Source organism: Bradyrhizobium sp. AC87j1 (assembly GCF_002936975.1).
In the GTDB taxonomy this organism is placed as follows: Bacteria; Pseudomonadota; Alphaproteobacteria; order Rhizobiales; family Xanthobacteraceae; genus Bradyrhizobium; species Bradyrhizobium shewense.
Map to the genome: position 1 here is coordinate 1 of NZ_PTFE01000133.1, position 16575 is coordinate 16575.

Annotated in this window: 14 protein-coding genes and 8 pseudogenes; 16 read left to right on the plus strand and 6 right to left on the minus strand. The window is 59.8% G+C overall.

The genetic code is table 11. The features are described 5' to 3' along the window. Nucleotides 1-123: 123 nt before the first annotated feature. Nucleotides 124-1116: an AAA family ATPase gene (locus CV770_RS37065; protein WP_161500073.1), complete on the minus strand. Its 993-nt coding sequence runs from the start codon at nt 1114-1116 to the stop codon at nt 124-126. Between the two features lie 565 nt (nt 1117-1681). Then, nucleotides 1682-2023: pseudogene (locus CV770_RS42945) on the minus strand (maleylacetate reductase); the annotation flags it as partial. Between the two features lie 194 nt (nt 2024-2217). On the opposite strand from CV770_RS42945, the gene CV770_RS37075 reads away from it, so the two are divergent. The 15 genes and pseudogenes from CV770_RS37075 (at nt 2218) to CV770_RS44350 (ending at nt 14098) form a co-directional block, all read left to right on the plus strand. Then, on the plus strand, nt 2218-2823 hold the full coding sequence (locus CV770_RS37075; protein ID WP_245453958.1) for an ABC transporter permease: 606 nt from the start codon (nt 2218-2220) through the stop codon (nt 2821-2823). Then, a complete protein-coding gene (locus CV770_RS44345) occupies nt 2781-2921 on the plus strand; it encodes an ABC transporter permease subunit (protein WP_502693637.1) in 141 nt (46 codons plus the stop codon). Before CV770_RS37075 ends, CV770_RS44345 begins: the two co-directional genes overlap by 43 nt. Next, nucleotides 2918-3745, plus strand: coding sequence for an ABC transporter permease (locus CV770_RS37080; RefSeq protein ID WP_245453959.1), 828 nt, complete (start codon nt 2918-2920; stop codon nt 3743-3745). The genes CV770_RS44345 and CV770_RS37080 overlap by 4 nt, the downstream gene beginning before the upstream one ends. Continuing rightward, nucleotides 3742-4746, plus strand: a complete 1005-nt coding sequence (locus CV770_RS37085) for an ABC transporter ATP-binding protein (protein ID WP_104465863.1) — start codon at nt 3742-3744, stop codon at nt 4744-4746. Before CV770_RS37080 ends, CV770_RS37085 begins: the two co-directional genes overlap by 4 nt. Next, a complete protein-coding gene (locus CV770_RS37090) occupies nt 4743-5570 on the plus strand; it encodes an ABC transporter ATP-binding protein (RefSeq protein ID WP_104465864.1) in 828 nt (275 codons plus the stop codon). Before CV770_RS37085 ends, CV770_RS37090 begins: the two co-directional genes overlap by 4 nt. A 16-nt stretch (nt 5571-5586) precedes the next feature. After that, nucleotides 5587-6936: an LLM class flavin-dependent oxidoreductase gene (locus CV770_RS37095; protein ID WP_104465865.1), complete on the plus strand. Its 1350-nt coding sequence runs from the start codon at nt 5587-5589 to the stop codon at nt 6934-6936. 75 nt (nt 6937-7011) lie between these two features. Then, nucleotides 7012-7233 carry a hypothetical protein gene (locus tag CV770_RS37100; protein WP_104465866.1) on the plus strand — a complete coding sequence of 74 codons (222 nt, stop codon included), beginning with the start codon at nt 7012-7014 and terminating at the stop codon, nt 7231-7233. A gap of 73 nt (nt 7234-7306) precedes the next feature. Continuing rightward, a complete protein-coding gene (locus tag CV770_RS37105; protein ID WP_104465867.1) occupies nt 7307-7663 on the plus strand; it encodes a hypothetical protein in 357 nt (118 codons plus the stop codon). 972 nt (nt 7664-8635) lie between these two features. Continuing rightward, nucleotides 8636-9428: pseudogene (locus tag CV770_RS37110) on the plus strand (IS256 family transposase); the annotation flags it as partial. A 605-nt stretch (nt 9429-10033) separates the two neighbouring features. After that, nucleotides 10034-10200 (plus strand): annotated as a pseudogene (locus CV770_RS37115) (IS110 family RNA-guided transposase); the annotation flags it as partial. Nucleotides 10201-10805: 605 nt separating this feature from the next. Further along, the gene (locus CV770_RS43970; RefSeq protein WP_283811432.1) at nt 10806-10931 is read left to right on the plus strand and encodes a hypothetical protein; all 126 of its coding nucleotides are present in this window, start codon (nt 10806-10808) and stop codon (nt 10929-10931) included. Continuing rightward, complete coding sequence (locus CV770_RS37120) at nt 10925-12028, plus strand: phosphoribosyltransferase domain-containing protein (RefSeq protein ID WP_104465868.1); 1104 nt, start codon at nt 10925-10927, stop codon at nt 12026-12028. The genes CV770_RS43970 and CV770_RS37120 overlap by 7 nt, the downstream gene beginning before the upstream one ends. Beyond that, nucleotides 12025-12774 carry an HAD family hydrolase gene (locus CV770_RS37125; RefSeq protein ID WP_104465869.1) on the plus strand — a complete coding sequence of 250 codons (750 nt, stop codon included), beginning with the start codon at nt 12025-12027 and terminating at the stop codon, nt 12772-12774. Before CV770_RS37120 ends, CV770_RS37125 begins: the two co-directional genes overlap by 4 nt. Next, nucleotides 12764-13858 (plus strand): cysteine protease StiP domain-containing protein, encoded by a 1095-nt coding sequence (locus CV770_RS37130; RefSeq protein WP_104465870.1) that lies wholly within the window; start codon nt 12764-12766, stop codon nt 13856-13858. The genes CV770_RS37125 and CV770_RS37130 overlap by 11 nt, the downstream gene beginning before the upstream one ends. 30 nt (nt 13859-13888) lie before the next feature. Continuing rightward, complete coding sequence (locus CV770_RS44350) at nt 13889-14098, plus strand: HpcH/HpaI aldolase/citrate lyase family protein (protein WP_104465871.1); 210 nt, start codon at nt 13889-13891, stop codon at nt 14096-14098. Here CV770_RS44350 and CV770_RS37140 read toward each other — a convergent pair. Together CV770_RS37140 and CV770_RS37145 are read right to left on the minus strand one after the other, a co-directional pair. After that, nucleotides 14074-14322 (minus strand): annotated as a pseudogene (locus tag CV770_RS37140) (IS256 family transposase); the annotation flags it as partial. The gene CV770_RS44350 and the pseudogene CV770_RS37140 sit on opposite strands and share 25 nt — an antisense overlap. Continuing rightward, nucleotides 14315-14539, minus strand: a pseudogene (locus CV770_RS37145) (IS3 family transposase); the annotation flags it as partial. The pseudogenes CV770_RS37140 and CV770_RS37145, both read right to left, overlap by 8 nt. Before the next feature lie 106 nt (nt 14540-14645). Between CV770_RS37145 and CV770_RS37150 the strand changes: the two are divergent. Further along, a pseudogene (locus tag CV770_RS37150) lies at nt 14646-15629 on the plus strand (IS110 family RNA-guided transposase); the annotation flags it as partial. 271 nt (nt 15630-15900) lie between these two features. Here the strand turns inward: CV770_RS37150 and CV770_RS37155 are convergent. Together CV770_RS37155 and CV770_RS43065 are read right to left on the minus strand one after the other, a co-directional pair. After that, nucleotides 15901-16164, minus strand: a pseudogene (locus CV770_RS37155) (transposase); the annotation flags it as partial. A 227-nt stretch (nt 16165-16391) separates the two neighbouring features. Then, nucleotides 16392-16575, minus strand: a pseudogene (locus CV770_RS43065) (hypothetical protein); the annotation flags it as partial.

The following is a 16575-nucleotide window of genomic DNA, read 5'->3' on the forward strand; positions in this document are numbered from 1 at the left end:
GCAACGGACGATCGGCTGCGCAACCCCGACCAGCTCCGCCGATCGTCCGTTGCTCCACCCGCGCCACTTGGCGTACAAAACCTCGAGACTCTAACTGCCGCTGGATGAAAATTCAGTGGCAGGTCAAAGCCCATGCCCGAACCGCGCCAAATCGCCTGAAAAGGCACCCTCGCTTGCAAACAGCCGCGCCATCGGGTCGGCGATCTGTACTGATTTAAGCGGGTCCTCGGTCCACTCCAGCCGAGCTGCGGCCTGCGGATGAGCCCATTCTCCCAGTTTCGCGGTCAAAGTCTTCGAAAGGTCGTCTAGTGCAGTCTGCTGCTGCTGGATGATCTTCTTGTATGAACCGAGCGTCGCGTCTCTGAGAGCTGCAATTTCACTCTCAAAGTTGACCTTCGACCGAACTGTCCTAGCTAGTAGCTTGCCCAGAGCAGTGTTGCGGCCCTCGACGTTCTCTTTGGTCGCGTCTTTGACCGCTGGAACGTAGACCCACTGAACATAGCGGGATAGCCGATCACCACCCTTGCTGAACCCGTAGAACTGATCTTCACTATCGATCAGAACGCAACGCTCTGGATGATCCTCCTCATAAGATCTGAGGGCTTGGCGGTTGGCTTCTTTCGTACCCTTCTTGGGGAGCCCAAATTCCGGATGGCTGTTTTGGATTTCCTCGTAGATCCCGGCGAGCTCACCCGCGGGCGCGCCATCGTTAAATCGCCGGAAGAAATCACCGAACTCCTTCATTGCACTGCGTTTGGCGAACTGCCGCACAGGTGCCTTCCGAGAGGCTTCGTTGAACTCGGCTACTGCGGAAACGATTAACATGCCGGATCGATAGTATTCGGCAAAATCGGTTTGAGCGTCTGGCTCGAGATCGTGAAAGGTCAGCGTAATCTCAACCGGCTCCTTGACGTTGCCGTTATGAAAGTCCTCGACGTCAAGCTCGATTAGATTTGTGGGTGCCTCCTCCGTTTGTCGGAAGAAGATATTCAGTGCGCACAGGACCGTGGACTTTCCAGCGCCGTTCGGGCCAACAAATGCGGTGTAGTCATCCAAGTCGACAGTCGTATCCTTAAATGAACGGAAATTTCTGATCGCAATCGATTTGATCTTCAAAATCTACCCCTTTTGCTCAACCAACCAAAGGTAGCATGTCGCACCGGATGCGTCTCTGCAACTAACGGCGACTGTGTACACGCTGAATGTTTCTCCCGCGATTGCGAACAAAGGTAATCGGTTAGTAGCGCCGCCGATCATCCGGAGTAACAGCACGAACTTGGACGGTTGCGATGCTCCAATAAAGATTCCAGGCGAAGCCTCGGGCGCCGATTTCTGCACAGGGCGTTCGTTGCCACGGTGGCCTTCCATTTTGGAGACTCGCGCCACCCGGCCGGTAGGGTCGGGTGAATAGGCCCGCAGCGCGTGCCGGCAATGCTCGAAGCCTTCGAAGAAGCTGTCGGCGCATGGCCGGACGAGCGAAAGCACATCGAGATGTTCACGCCGCCGAAGCGGAGCGTCCAGAGCGACGTGCCCCCTATGAGGTGGTGCTGAGGGCCAGCAACAAGGCGGCGATCGTAACACCTGACGTTGGCTTGCTTGCAACGCTAGAGGCCATGGGCGTCGACGTCCCTGTTTCTTGCGGGGGAGGGATCTGCGGCGCCTGCCGAACCCTGTGGATCGGATTGGCGACAATTGCAGGAAGCGCGCGCCCCATCGCGGCGATCGCCTGCTCGGTCATCATGGAGATGACTGGATTGCGGTCCTGCGCGTATAGCGCCTCGACGGCGTGCGCTATGGCATTGGTGCCCGACGTCACCGTCAGCCTTAATGGCAAAGTGAAGGTGAGCTCAACGTCATAAATGACGATCTCCGGAAGCACTTTCAGCGTCCGTTGCGTGATCTTTCTGCCGCCTTCGGTCTCGCCGATGATCGGAGTCATCCCCGAACCGGCATAGGTGGTTGGAATGACAATCTGGGTCAGATCCATGCGAAGCGCGATGGCTTTTCCGAACCCGGTCGAGGAGATCATGGCGCAAAGCGCGACTAGATAGTCACTCTCTTCTCGAACGGAGTCGGCCTACAGAGTTACACAACCGCGGTAGCAGAGGGGCATCGGCGGTCGGTGACCATCATTTTTTCGGGCGATCCGGGCCTCGGACGTAGTGCGTCTCGCACGCAGCCCATCATCTGGGGTACTCCTATAGCGCCCACGATAGTGTGCTGGGACTAATCAGCAAGCGGCTGCCGGCGACTCTGTTGCTTAGCGGCACTGCGCTATTTTTAGCGGTGACGTTCGGCGTGTGCGGAGGCTTCTTCGCCGCGCTACGTCCCGGAAAGATTGTCGATCGGCTGTTGTCGTCAATTGCGATTTGTCTCTATGCAACACCAAGCTTTTTGCTTGGTCTGGCTTTTATTATTGTTTTCAGCGTCAAGCTGCATTGGTTCCCGGTGGGCGGGCTCGTCGATACCATTCCTCCCGGGACGGCGTTAGGCGCTTTGCTCGGCTTGTTCTCGCATTTGTCGCTGCCGGCTATCACGCTCTCGCTGTTCTTCGCTTCGGTATACTTCCGTGTGACGCGCACTGCGATGCTGGAGGTGCGCGGGCTCGACTTTGTCCGCACCGCGCGCGCAGCGGGACTTCCACCACTGCGGGTGGCGCGCCGCTATATTTTACGCAACGCATTGCTACCGGTGGTCACGATTATAGGTTTGCAGGCCGGAACGCTGTTGGGTGGAGCGGTCTCGTTGAAGTCGCATTTGCCTGGCCAGGCCTCGGTCGTCTGGCGTTCGAAGCAGTGTTTCAGCGCGACTATAATCTTTTGAGCGGCGTCGTGCTTTGCGCGGCCGTCGCTGTGCTCTCAGTCAATTTAATAGTGGACCTGCTGTATTCATGGCTCGACCCGCGGATTGGTGTGCAATGACTGCGCTGCGGACCTTAGCGAATAATCCGGCGCTGACGCTTGGTTGTGCACTTTTGACCGGCCTTGTGGCCGTGGCCCTTGCTGCGCCCTTGCTCTATCCGGCCGATCCCCGCGACATGATAGGACCCTCAATGGTGGCGTTTGGTACCGATCGAAGTTTTCCACTCGGTACGGATGGGCTGGGCCGAGATGTCGCTGCCGGTATCGCCTATGGCGCTCGAACCTCGTTGGTCCTCGGAGCGCTGTCCGCTGGATGCGCAACCGTGATCGGAATGTCGCTGGGCTTGATCGCCGGGTATGCGCGAGGCTGGGTCGATACGGTGCTAATGGGGTTTTGCGAGCTGTTCCAGACCATCCCGCATTTCCTGCTTGCGCTGTTCGTCGTTGCAATCCTTGGAGCCTCGATAAGTCATATCATCCTGGCCATCGCTTTGACGAGTTGGCCTGGCGTCGCGCGGCTGGTTCGATCGCAGACATTGATGTTGCGCGAACTCGATTTCGTACGCGCTGCTCCGGCCATGAATGTCGGCGACGTCCGCATCATTCTGACTCACCTGATGCCGAACGTGTTGCCGGCAGTGATCGCGAACGGCTCCATTCTCGCTGCTGTCGCGATTCTTGGCGAATCCGGACTTTCCTTCCTTGGCCTGGGTGATCCAGATCTCGTGTCATGGGGAAGCATGATCGGCGACGGTCGCGACATTATTCGTACCGCGCCGTCACTGACGTTGCTTCCGGGCTCTGCAATTCTGATCACCGTGCTCAGTCTGAACCTGTTGGGTGATGGATTGAACAAGGCTCTCGATCCAAGGCGGCGCCGATGACCGATGTTGTTCTCGCCGCACGCGATCTGCGGGTGGCTTTCCGGCGTGGCCGCGACTGGGCGGAGGTTGTTCGGGGCATTGATCTCAGTGTAGCGGCCGGGGAGACGCTGGCGATCGTCGGAAAATCCGGTTGCGGTAAGTCGGTCACGGCATTGTCGCTGGTCGGACTGTTGCCGGTAACGGCACGGATCGTTGCGGGCAGCACTGAATTGCTGGGCCGCCCATTGTCCGGATTGCCGGAGCGTGAAGCCCGCGCTTTGCGAGGCAATCGCATTAGCATCATTTTCCAGGATCCGAGCTCGGCTCTTAACCCAGTGCTGACAATCGGTGAACACCTGAACGACGCCATACTTGCGCATCGCGATATCGGCCGGAGCGCGGCCCGCGCTGAAGCCTCAACGCTGCTAGCGCAGGTTCGGTTACCCGCACCAGCGTACATGCTCGACGTATATCCCCATCAGCTTTTCGGTGGCATGCGGCAGCGGGTCTTAATCGCGATGGCTATTGCCAATCAACCGGACGTGCTGATCGCGGATGAACCAACAACAGCTCTCGATGCCACGGTGCAGCACGAGATTCGTTTACTTCTGCGCGACATTCAGGTCCGCACGGGTATGGCGATGCTACTCATTACGCACGACCTCGAGTTGGTGGCGCAGTGGGCGGATCGGGTTCTGGTCATGTACGCAGGAACAAGGGTCGAGGAACGTGACGCATCCTCCATTCCTCATTCCCTGTTGCACCCCTATAGCCGAGCGCTGGTCGAATCTCGCCCGCAGCGCCGTTCTGCGAACGGTCACCGACAGCGCTTGCGCGAACTCGCTGGCGCCCCCCCAGAGCTCGGCGCCGCCCATCAAGGATGTGCTTTTGCTTCGCGTTGCTCCGAGGTGCGCGCACGTTGTGCAGATGACAGTCCGCCAGTCATTGAATTGCAGGATGGAGCCGTTGCTTGTCACGTCGTTGCCGAGCGTCGGGCGGAAACAGATGGGCGGGTGTCATGAATCCGCAGTCACCGCTGCTTTCCGTCGAGGGGCTGGACGTCGTGCTCGAAGGACAGCACGGGCAAGCGCACATCGTGCGTCAGGTTTCGTTCCAGCTTGAGTCGCGGGAAGTCCTGACGATCATCGGTGAATCGGGGTCAGGGAAATCGACTTTGGCGCGCGCTCTTATGGGGATGATCCGGCCGCGTGGGGGACGGATCGCGCTCAATGGCGAGCTGCTGGCGCCTGCGGCGCGGAATCGCATGCCCGCGCAACGCCGACAATTGGGCATGGTGTTCCAGGATATCGCTGCAGCTTTTGATCCGCGTTTCACGGTGAAACGAATACTGTCGGAGCCGCTCAGCGCTCTTCGCGGCGATTGCGATAAAGCGACGCCAAAGCAGTTACTTGACGATGTGGGTTTGTCGACCGCCTTGCTCGACCGTTACCCTCATGAGCTGTCGGGTGGTCAGCGTCAGCGCGTCAGCATCGCGCGGGCGCTGGCGTGTTCGCCATCGCTTCTAATCTGTGACGAGGCCGTGTCTGCGCTTGACTTGTCGGTGCAGGCTCAGATTTTGAACCTACTCTCGGATCTGCAGGAAAGGCGCGGTCTGGCGTTTCTTTTCATCACCCACGACGTGGGAGTGGTAGAGTATTTCGCCGACCGCATTGCCGTGATGTACCGCGGCGAGCTTCTTGAATGCGGTCCCGCCGCCAAGGTGCTGGACTTTCCCAAGCATCCTTACACGCATGCGCTGCTCGCCTCGGCGAAAGGCACAACGTTGGCCAGCAAGGCAATGCCTACCAACGAACCATCCAAATTATCACGCGATATTCAAAGGTAATTCAAGGAGATATGAGATGTCCCTGGCGAGTGGTCTGAAGCTTAGTTTTATGTTGCATGGTGTTGGTCGTGGATGGGCGACCTGGCGTCATCCTGAGGCTGTGATCGATGGCAGCACCAACATCGACTTGTATGCACAGCAGGCGAAGCTGGCGGAGAAGGGCAAGTTCGATTTTCTTTTCGTTGCCGACAGCCTGCAAATCGACGAAAAATCGATGCCTCAATATTTGAGCCGGTTTGAGCCCGCGACCATCCTTTCGGCCCTAGCCATGGTCACCGAGAAGATCGGCCTCGTGGGCACGTTTAGCGTGAGTTACACCGAACCGTTCAATCTGGCGCGGCAGCTCGCCTCGCTGGATAAGCTGAGCGGTGGTCGTGCCGGATGGAATGTTGTCACCTCCTGGCTGGAAGGAACCGCTGCAAATTTCGGCCACGACAAACATTTAGCTCACCCTGATCGCTACCGTCTGGCAGCCGAGTTCCTTGAGGTCGCGCGCGGCCTTTGGGACAGCTATGAGCCTGGAGCTATCGTGGGCGATAAGGAAGGAGGGATCTTTCTCGATCCATCCAAGCTCCATACGCTGAATCATGCCGGCGAATTCCTCAAGGTGCGCGGGCCGCTGAATATCGACCGTACGCCGCAAGGTCACCCTACCATTTTTCAGGCTGGTATTTCGAATGACGGCCGCGACTTTGCGGGTCGTCATGCTGATGCGATATTCAGTGTGCTAAAGGATTTGCAGAAGTCATTCGAATACCGGGCAGACCTCCGACGGCGCGCTGCAGCTGCTGGCCGAGACCCGGACAAGCTCTATGTTTTCGGCGGGATGAGCACGGTCGTAGGCTCAACCCGTGAAGAAGTTCAACGTCTGAGCCGCGAGCGTAACGCCCTCAATCCGATCGAGAGTGTGCTGTCTGCTTTGGGGCAATACTTCCATGATTATGATTTTTCTAAACACCCGCTCGATGAGCTCTTTCCCTCTGATTTGAAACCAGAATGGTTGAACAGCGCGCGGGGCACGGTGATCGAGGTCGCCGAAGTGGCGAAGCGCGAAAATCTCACCTTACGTCAAGTAGCCGAACGATACGGCAGGCCGACCGACAGTTTTGAGGGAACTCCCGAAGAGGTTGCCGACAAGATCCAACACTGGTTCGAGGCGGGTGCCGTTGACGGCTTTATGCTGGGTGAGGCGTTGCCGGGCCAATTGAAGGTATTTGTAGAGGAAGTCGTGCCGTTGTTGCAGAAGCGCAGCCTTTTCCGCACCGAATATGAGGCTTCAACATTGCGTGGACATCTTGGTCTCTCGGAGCAGGAGAATCGATACGTATCCGCCGCACAGTCTCGCTCACATGCAGCCAGCGCCTAGGCACCACATGGCTCTGTGCAAATCGTCGGTTGTTTTGAAAGCTCCAACTTACACTTCTCCACAGGGAGGCGGACGATGCGCCAAGGCCCGGATCTCGGATGGGCGACTGCCCGGGTCTTGAAAAAGAAAGCCGCCATAGGCGTGATCCGGTTCTCCTATCAAGAACCAGGCGTTCTTAAGTCGCTGTTGGATGTAGTCCTCGCGATCGCGCCGTTTCCAGAAGCCTGCACGGCAGCATCGTTCATCGTCGCGATAGTGCTCCGCGCGAGACAAGCCGACCAAGCGGAAATGTCGTGAGTCGACAGGGGTTCTCAAATGCCCCTAAGATATAGAGGAAGTAAGTTCGCGGAAGCCGCGTACGGGTGGGGCGGTGAACTTCCAGGTGACAGTTCTCAAGGTGCTGGTCAGCTATCCAGACGGATTCGCCGTCATGGAGGACATCAAGCGCGATATGGCGATTTTGGCGACCAGCGGACGGGACTGGGCCGAGCGCACGAAGCGATTGGCAGCCCGCGTGCCTGACCTGGATATCTTCTCCCAAGGTCTCATCGAGCGGATGAACGGCGGCTGGCGTGTTACTGATAAAGGACGCGCGGTTCTCGAGATCATGGAGGTGCGGCCCGCACCTGCACCACCGATGCCTTCGATCGCTTCAGTTCGACGCATGCGGAAACGAAGCCTACGCCAACGCGACGCTATCCGGCGAAGACAAGCCACTGCGTCGTAACAAACCTAGCTGACCAGCGGACTTCAAAGTTCGGAGAATAAGAATATATTCCATAATCTATGTTATGCGAAATAGTATTGTCTAGCGTAATCAATTGCTTAATCTTGGACAGTTCGTCCGGCACGCCGAGCCCGACGTCTCTCCTGCAGATATCACCCACCCCCGGATTACGTTATGAGGTAATACGCGCAGGGCGGCGAGCCCCAGACCCGGCAGCGCGGAGCATCGTTGTGCGCCTCAGGAGGCCCGAGCAGATCAACAGCGGCCGCATTGGTGGTCGACCAGCGAATTCGGCGCACTATCCCGCCACCGCAGGTGACCCCACTTCGCGTCGCGAGGCTGTGCCGATCTCACGGCCCGTACCCGCAAACGATTTTCGCCGTCAGTTGATGAGCGTGGTCGGTCAGATCACCGTACTCGACTTCCTTTCGCCGGTACATCTGGAATGTATCCGAGCTGCTGCTCCAGAGCGGCCAGGGCCTGGCGAGCTCCCTCTAGCGTCGCAGTCGCCTCGTTGAAGAGCTGTCGCGCCTCATTTAATTGAGTGACCGCCCTTGCGCCAGCATTAAAGAGCTTTTTCCTGGTTGATTGAGGTCGATCCTCGAGTACTGCGCGCTCTAGGTCTGGGAGCATGCTCATGAGCGCTCGATGTGTGCGTGCTTGCGCCTTTTCAGAATTCGCGGCAGCGGCTAGCGCGTCACGATATCGCCGTACCGCCTCGATGGTCCTCTCCTCAAGATGGAAATCGTCGCTCAATGGCTCGTTCTCGCTGCTTGCACGGTCGAAGCCGCATCGGGGGTCATGCTGCTTCGATGACAGATCGTTCCCAACTCCCTTTGACCGTACAACCTCACGCTACGTGCGCTTCAAGCCTCTTGGGAAATTATTACTTTCGCCGCCCTTCATCAGATTGCGCATTGGCGCTAGTTGCTAACAGCGCAGAGCAGCGCGGTGGTCTGCGCGTCGAACGAACGTTGGCAAAAGCGCGACCTGTCGGCGCGGCGGTAGGTCTATATCTGGGCGGCGTCTATCTGCAGGCTCGCATGGAGGACCATGCCGAATGCATCCTGGTGTTGATAGGCGCCACGCCTGAAGGAAAGAAGGAACTCATCGGCTTCCAGGTCGGGGTACGCGAGAGCGCACAAAGTTGGCGAGAATTGCTGATCGATCTGCGCAAGCGCGGCTTGCAGATCGGGCCTCAGCTTGCTGTCGGCGACGGCGCTCTCGGCTTCTGGCGGGCGCTCGATGAAATCTTCCCCGGCACGCAACATCAGCGATGTTGGCTGCACAAGGTGAACAACGTGCTCGACAAGGTCGCCAAGTCCGTGCAGCCGGCAATAAAGAGTGATCTGCGTGACATCTACCTAGCGCCGAACCCGGCGGCCGCTGAAACAGGCGATTGATATCTTTGTCGAGAAGTACGGCGTCAAATACCAGCCGGCCGTTGAATGCCTGATCAAGGATCGCTCGGCTATGTTGGCGTTTTATGACTTCCCTGCCGAGCACTGGTCGCATCTGCGCACGTCGAATCCAATCGAGAGCGTCTTTGCCACGGTCAGGCGCCACGGTCAGGCACCGGACTGTGCGAACGAAGGGAGCGTTATCGCCACACACAGCAAAGTTGATGGTCTTCAAGCTCGTCGGCGCCGCATCTAAAACTTGGCGACGGTTGAAGGGCACAAATCAGTTGCCGAAGGTGATATCCGGGGTAAAGTTTGCGGACGGAATCGAAGTCATTCCGACCGCTGAAGTCCGCGCCGCCTGATCGGACCGCGTCACCCAAAATCCGTCATAGCTCGTCATCGATGGCAATTTGACTTATCGAGAGTATCGCAACGAAGTACTTTGCTTGATTGTTTAAAACGCTCTCCGCTTAGACGTGTGTGTGGGGCGAACGAAGAGTAAGTTGCGGCTGCGCCGGCGGCGGGAAAGCCATGCGCTCACGGCGTAAATTGTGCCGATGATAGCGAAAGCGATCGATAGCAAAAAGAAGAATAGCATCGCTTGAACCTCTTAATTGTTGAAGGTGGTCTGGCTGCATGCGTGGACCGACGCGCGCAGCGCCGAATTGAGCCAGAGGCAATCTTCATACAACGTGACGTGACGTCAGGTTCAAGCGTCGGGCGAGGAAAAGGTCGTCCTCGCGGTTGGTCTTCACCTGATCGTCCGGGTTCCTTGGACGGAGCGATGGCGCCAACGCTGTCATGGCCGGTGAGCGGATCAGGCGATAAGGCGATAGCGAGTCGGGTCTGGCCTCGTAACAGGTCACCGACGCATCGCCCTCACCGAAGCAGCGAACCTCTCCTACGAACTTCAAGCCGGATTGCGCGCGGGGGCAAGGTCAGTGCCTTTACGAGGCAGCGACCGTTTCTGCTTTATCGAACAAAGAAATGGTCCTCCCTCAAAGCTTGGGAATGAAACTTGCGAAGCGGATCGGCATGAAAAAGGCGAAGGTCGCGATCGCCCGCAAGGTCGCTGTCATCCTCCACTGCATCTGGGTCGACGGCACATCATTCCACTGGAGCAACGCGCCGGCCTGTAAGGTCCTGGTCCTTTGCCGCCGCACCCAGTCCATACGCTGGTGGGTAAAGGTGCCAGAAACAGAGCAACCGGCGTGCCGGACCGAAAATGCTGATCCTGCAGGGATGGCGAGCGTCGGGTCGACGACAATGGACGCAAAGCTGACAACCGCGTGCGACTGCCAACATTCTCAGGCTAGCTCAATCAGTTGGGATTACTCGAAAGGCAGCACATGGCGGGTCGTAGGTTCTGGAACGGCATGATGCGAGCGCCGTGTGCTGCAGTTGAAAGTGCTCGATCCTATTAGCTCGCATATAACCGGTTGTCTTAGACTGGTCGCGCAGCAAGTTGATGCCGGTGTCGTCGTATTCATCTGTGCCAGTGCCAGGTCGATCACACAACGTCCGCAACTCGACGCTGAGCCTCTGGACCCAGCACCGGCGAGGCACACCTTTCTATCTCTATTGAAGCATTCACTGCGCAAATTCTCTGGTGGCACACTCATTGCTAGTTAGGTCCCAGATCCCTGCCGGAGAGAACGCGCATTAGTACCCGTAGCAAACCCTGCAATCGCCGTTGTAGGGATCGCGAGCTATCGCTCAAGCACTGTGGAGCGTACTTGATGCTCAGCTTCCTCGATTCGTTTGGCATTGAGCCGCAGATGGCGCACGAAGCGCGGCTGCTTGGCCGCGCAGACGTGGTCCGCCGAGCCCGCGACATGATCGCTCGCGTCACCTGCGAATGTTGACCGCCGCCGACAAGACCCAGTCGATCCAGTTGGCTACGGGCCGGCTCGATATCGCCGTGGACAAGGCGGCCTGGCCGCTGGATAGCCTTTGCGCGTTTGCGGCGCGCGAAAATCCGCGGCGGGGGTTCCTGGTCGTATCCCGCGTCCTAGGGCGCTATTTGCCCGCCACGCCGCAGATGATGCGGCAGAGCGCCCGCGATCTCGCGGCGCGGCTTCCTAACGATCTGCCGGGGCCGGTGCTCGTCGTCGGCCTGGCCGAGACCGCCGTGTGCCTTGCCCAGACGGTGCACGAGGAATTTCGCCTCGCATCGGGCCGGGTCGACATCCATTTCCTGCATTCGACGCGACAGCAACTGGATCATCCGTTGCTGTGCCGCTTCGAAGAACCGCACAGCCATGCCTCCGCGCATCTGATCTACAGGCCGGCGCTTCCGGAGCCGCGATCCCTGGTATTGGTCGACGACGAGATCTCGACAGGAACGACCCTTTGCAACCTCGCCCAGGCGCTCGCCACTGCTTGGCCGCTGATCGAAGCGATGGCGGTAGCGACGCTGACCGACTGGTCGGCCGGCAAGGCGTGGCAAGCACGCATGCCGCGTCCCACGTGCATCGCGGCGCTGCTGCGCGGACGCATGGAGTGGACGCAGGAGACGACGACGGTGCTCAACAGCGCGTTCGATACCGCTGCCGCTTCACTCGGGCGCATGGCGACGCATCGCAATTTCGGTCGGCTGGGACTCGACCGGCCCGTCGTGCCCGAACCAGATACCGCTGTGCCCGAGATCCTCGGCCCACTGCGGATCATCGGAACCGGCGAGTTCACCTATCCCCCCTTCCTGCTGGCGGAACGCCTCGCAGACGAAGGGCATGATGTCGTCGTGCAGGCGACCAGCCGAAGCCCCGCACTCCCCGGTGCCGCGATGGCGACCAAGCTCCGCTTCGCCGACAATTATGGAACGGGCGTGCCCAATTACCTCTACAATGCCGACCGGGCCGATGGACGCGCGAACTGGATCGCGCATGAGACCGGCGCGGCGACAATCGACCCCGGGCTGATTGCCGCTCTCCGTGCCGAACTGATCGGCTGGACGGCATGACCCGTACCATCGCCCTCGTCGATCTGGACGACACGCTGTTCCAGACGCTGCGCAAATGCCCGCCCGATTTGCCGGCCGACCGGTTGACGCCGCTGGGCTTCGCGCGCGACGGATCGCCGCTGAGCTATGCGACCCCGCGGCAGATGCAGTTCCTGGAATGGCTGGCCGATACGACGCATCTCGTCCCCGTCACCGCCCGCAGCCTGGACGCATTGCGGCGGGCGCGCATTCCATTCCGCGCAGCGGTGTGCGCGCATGGCGGCGTCGTGCTGGATGACAGCGGTCAGGTCGACATGGAGTGGGCTGCGACGATCGCCGACCGCGCCGCGCCCTTCGCGTCGCAGCTTGCTGGCCTGGCGGAGGCGATCAGGCGCATGGCGCGCGACCGCGGCATCGCGGTCAACGCCCGTGTGCTAGTCGAGGACGCGCTGCCGCTCTACACCTTGGCCAAGCATGAAGATGCGGATGCCGCGGCACTTTTTGCGGTGGTCGACGCTGCCGTGCCGTCCTTGCCCAAGGGCTGGACGGACCACCGCAACGGCAACAACGTGGCGCTGACGCCACCCTATCTCGGCAAGGCCCATGCGGTGGCATATATCCTACCCGGCCTCCGCGCACGCTTCCCTGATGCGCCGGTGATCGGCATCGGCGACAGCCGCACCGATGCGCCCTTCATGGGCCTTTGCGATTTCGCCATGATGCCCACCCGTTCGCAGCTGGCCGGCGGCATGTTCCATGCGGACTGAGGTCGCGCCCGCGTTCTCGGGCAGCTACGACCCGGCCGACGTCACCTTCCTGCTCAAGCCAGTGGTAATGGCCCCAACTTCCGTCGCGGAAAAGGAAGCGGCGATCCAGTCCGGCCGCCACCACTATTCGGAGATGATCGCGCCGGAGAGGGTGCCGGACGACAGCTATCTATCCCTCTATCACGCCGCGCTTGCGCGGAACGGTGCCCGCCTGGCGCAGGATGTCGCCACCCTCGCTGCGCAGCTCGCCGCACGCAGGCCGGGGCGCGAGCTGATAATCGTCTCGCTGGCGCGTGCGGGGACGCCGATCGGCGTCTTGCTCGCGCGGACCTTGCGGGCGCACGGACATCGCGCAGCCCATTATTCAATCAGCATTATCCGCGATCGGGGTGTCGACCGCGTCGCGCTCGCGCATATCGCCGGCCGGCACAATCCGCGCGACGCGGTGTTTGTCGATGGCTGGACCGGCAAGGGCGCGATTGCCGGCGAACTTCGCGCGGCCCTGGCCAATGCGCCATTCGGCTTCACACCGGACTTAGCCGTGATTGCTGACCCTGCAGGACAGGCAGACATCGCCGCGACGGCGGATGATTATCTGATCGCCTCGGGCTTGCTGAACGGCATCGTTTCGGGCCTGGTCAGTCGCTCGATCCTCAACGCCGCGTTGGTGGGGCCTGGCGATTTCCACGCCTGTGTCACCTACCCGCAATATGCCGGTGCTGATCTCTCACGTGCCTTCGTGGACACGATCGCGCCGTTGGCCGCTGCGGCGATACCGCAACCGGTAGACGGGCACGGCGCCCACCGAGCGGCGCTGAAACAGGAATGCGAGGCGATGATGCGGCAGTTGCTGGCGGAAAGCGGAACGCGTGACCGCAACCGGATCAAGCCCGGCATAGCCGAAGCGACGCGCGCCCTGCTGCGGCGGGTGCCGGAACGGCTGCTGGTTCGCGATTTCGAGGACGCCGATGTGGGGCACTTGCTCCATCTCGCCGCCGCGCATGCCATTCCGGTCGATACGCTGGGCGGGGAATCGCAGTATCGCGCGGTCGCAATTATCCGTAGCCTGGGCGACGACGCATGAGCCGGGTTTCCGCCCTCGCCCTTGGCGCATATGCCCTGCACCCGCGAGGATCTGGCCGATGCGTTGCTCGGCGCCAAGCGCGTACCTGGTCTCCGGTCCGCCGTGCTGTGTCTTGAGGATGCCGTGCTCGAACGGGACCTGCCGGTCGCACTCACCCGGCTTTCGGCATTCCTTCGTTCCGAGCTATCGCCAAATTTTGGTGACGGCCAGGCCGGTCAGGCGGCGGCGGTTGTGGGCTGACGGTCAGCCGGTTTGGCGATGATCTCGATCCCATCGTTGAATGTCACACCGATAACGAGTTTTGGCAACTGGTTGTGGCCATCGAGACGGCGCCAGCTTTTCTGCGCGGCCTCAAGCAGTTTGAAGACCATCGCGAGCGCCGTCCTGTTGGACAGGCAACCCTTCGATCGGATCGTGCGGTGGCGCACGGTAGCGAAGGTGCTTTCAATGGGATTGGTAACCCTCCCGCTTGAGCAGCACGTGCAGGCGTCGATAACCGAAACGGCGACGTTTCTGGGCGATCACCCTCATGCGCTGGCGAAGGCCGGCATCATCCCCGCGGGTCGCCTTGTATCTCATCGTCATGCGGCAGCAGCCGATGGCTTACACGGCCGCCGTTCTCATTCCGTAGACGTCCACGAGATGGGCGACAGCTTTCCGCTTGGCAGCGGGCATCACCATTAATAGGATGGTTCGCCCCGTCCTCCTCCCTCATTATAGGAAGCTCAGATCAAAAGAGGAGAGTATCATGGTCCATCGCAATTTGCCGCGACCTGCGGCTGTCTGAATCGACATTGGCAAGAACCTGTTCCACGTCGTTGGCCTAAGCTGCGACGGCACACCGGTTCAGAAAGTTCGCTTTCGACGGGAGACCCTTCTTCAGTTCTTTGCTCGCGCACAACCAAGCATAGTTGGCATGGAATCCTGCGCCGGTTCACAGTGGCTCGCCCGGAAGATAAAGGCACTAGGTCACAAGGTGCGCCTGATCCCCGCGCAATTCGTGAAGCCCTACGTGAAGTCAAACAAGAACGATATCATCGACGCCGAGGCGATCGCTGAGGCCGCAACGCGACCGACAATGCGCTTCGTCGCCGTGAGAGGAGGACCAAGCGATCTTCAAGCGCTGCATCGAATCCGTGAGCAGATGGTCGGCTCGAGGACACGCCTGATTTGTCAGACGCGGGCTTTCTGCTTCGAGTACGGCGTATCTTTGCGTCAGGGTGCCGGAATATTCAAACTCGAGTTGCCGCGCGCTTTGAATGACGAAGGAAACGATTTGTCACCAGTGATGCGTCGCCTGGTGGGCGATCTCTTCGCTGATCTCCGCCGCCTCGAAGAACGGATCCGCGAGGTGACACAGGAGATCGAAGCGGTCGCCGATCGAGAGGACGTCGCGCGCCGACTGATGACAATCCCTGGTATCGGCGCATTGGGTGCGACCGCTGTACTTGCCGCGATCGGTGATGGGCTGCAGTTTCGCAAGGCCCGCAACCTTGCTGCCTGGCTGGGGTTAGTGCCCAGGCAATACTCGACGGGCGGAACACAGACGTTGCTTGGCGTCAGCAAACGCGGCAACCGTTATGTGAGAAAGCTTTTAGTGTATGGCGCGCGATCCTGCTTCCGGCATTTGGACCGGAGGCGCGATCGCCTCGGAAGCTGGCTCGACGGGCTCCAGGCTCGGATGCATCCGAACAAGGCCGTTGTCGCTCTAGCCGCCAAGATGGCCCGCATTGTCTGGGTGGTCTTGAACAAGCCTGGGGCTCTCTACGAACGCAGAGGTTCCCGCTTTCACCTGACGCTTCTGGCTTCGATTGCAAGGCTCGGGAACAGCGATGACGAAACAGTGGATCAACGATCAACATGCCGTAAGCCCTGTGCAAAAAAGCGGGCTTCGTGCCCGAACCGTTTATTGGGAACGGCGTGCGCGGATCTCATCATGGCCTGGCTGCAACAGCAGTCCACTCGCGAGAGGCCGGATACATTTATGCAACTGGAAGCGTCATTTTTGCTGTTACGAACCCTTGCACGGACGGGGCGGACCATACATTCTTTCCCAACAGGTCCTTTAAGGCCGCGTTGTCCAGCATGGCGTCGGCCAAGAGCCGCTTCAGCCGCGTGTTCTCGTCCTCCAGGGTCTTCAGCCGCTTGGCGTCCGACGCCTCCATCCCGCCGAATTTCGCCTTCCATTTGTAGATGCTGGCGTCACTGACGCCATGCTTGCGGCACAGATCGGCGACCGAAACGCCAGCTTCGTGCTCCTTCAAAATCCCGATGATCTGCTTCTGTATTCGGTATGCTTCTGTCAATCCCTTAAGGGCGCTGCCGCGGGTACCTTGCTTCTGTTCGTGGTCGGCAAAACCGCCACACTATGGGATTCGGTTGAATGGTCGGTTCAAGCTCTTCGGCGTAGTCACCCGACGAACTCGGCCATCCCCACTGTGAATGCTGACTGAAAGGTGACCCCCATCGGCGTCTTCGGGACCCCTTCAAGTCACTGATTGTATTGAATCTGATTGATCGGATCCCACGCCGATCAAGGTCGAGACCCCACGCCGAAAACACAGCCAAGCGCCGGGAGCTGCCGCATGAACATGCGACCATGTCGATCTATTGTCAGCTCTGTGACGCCGCGATGCTGCCGCAGCCAGTCCTGGAACTCGACTACCCACCGGTCGAGCGTCGGTAATGCGAGCTTCGGCTTGCGCTGGACGATCCCG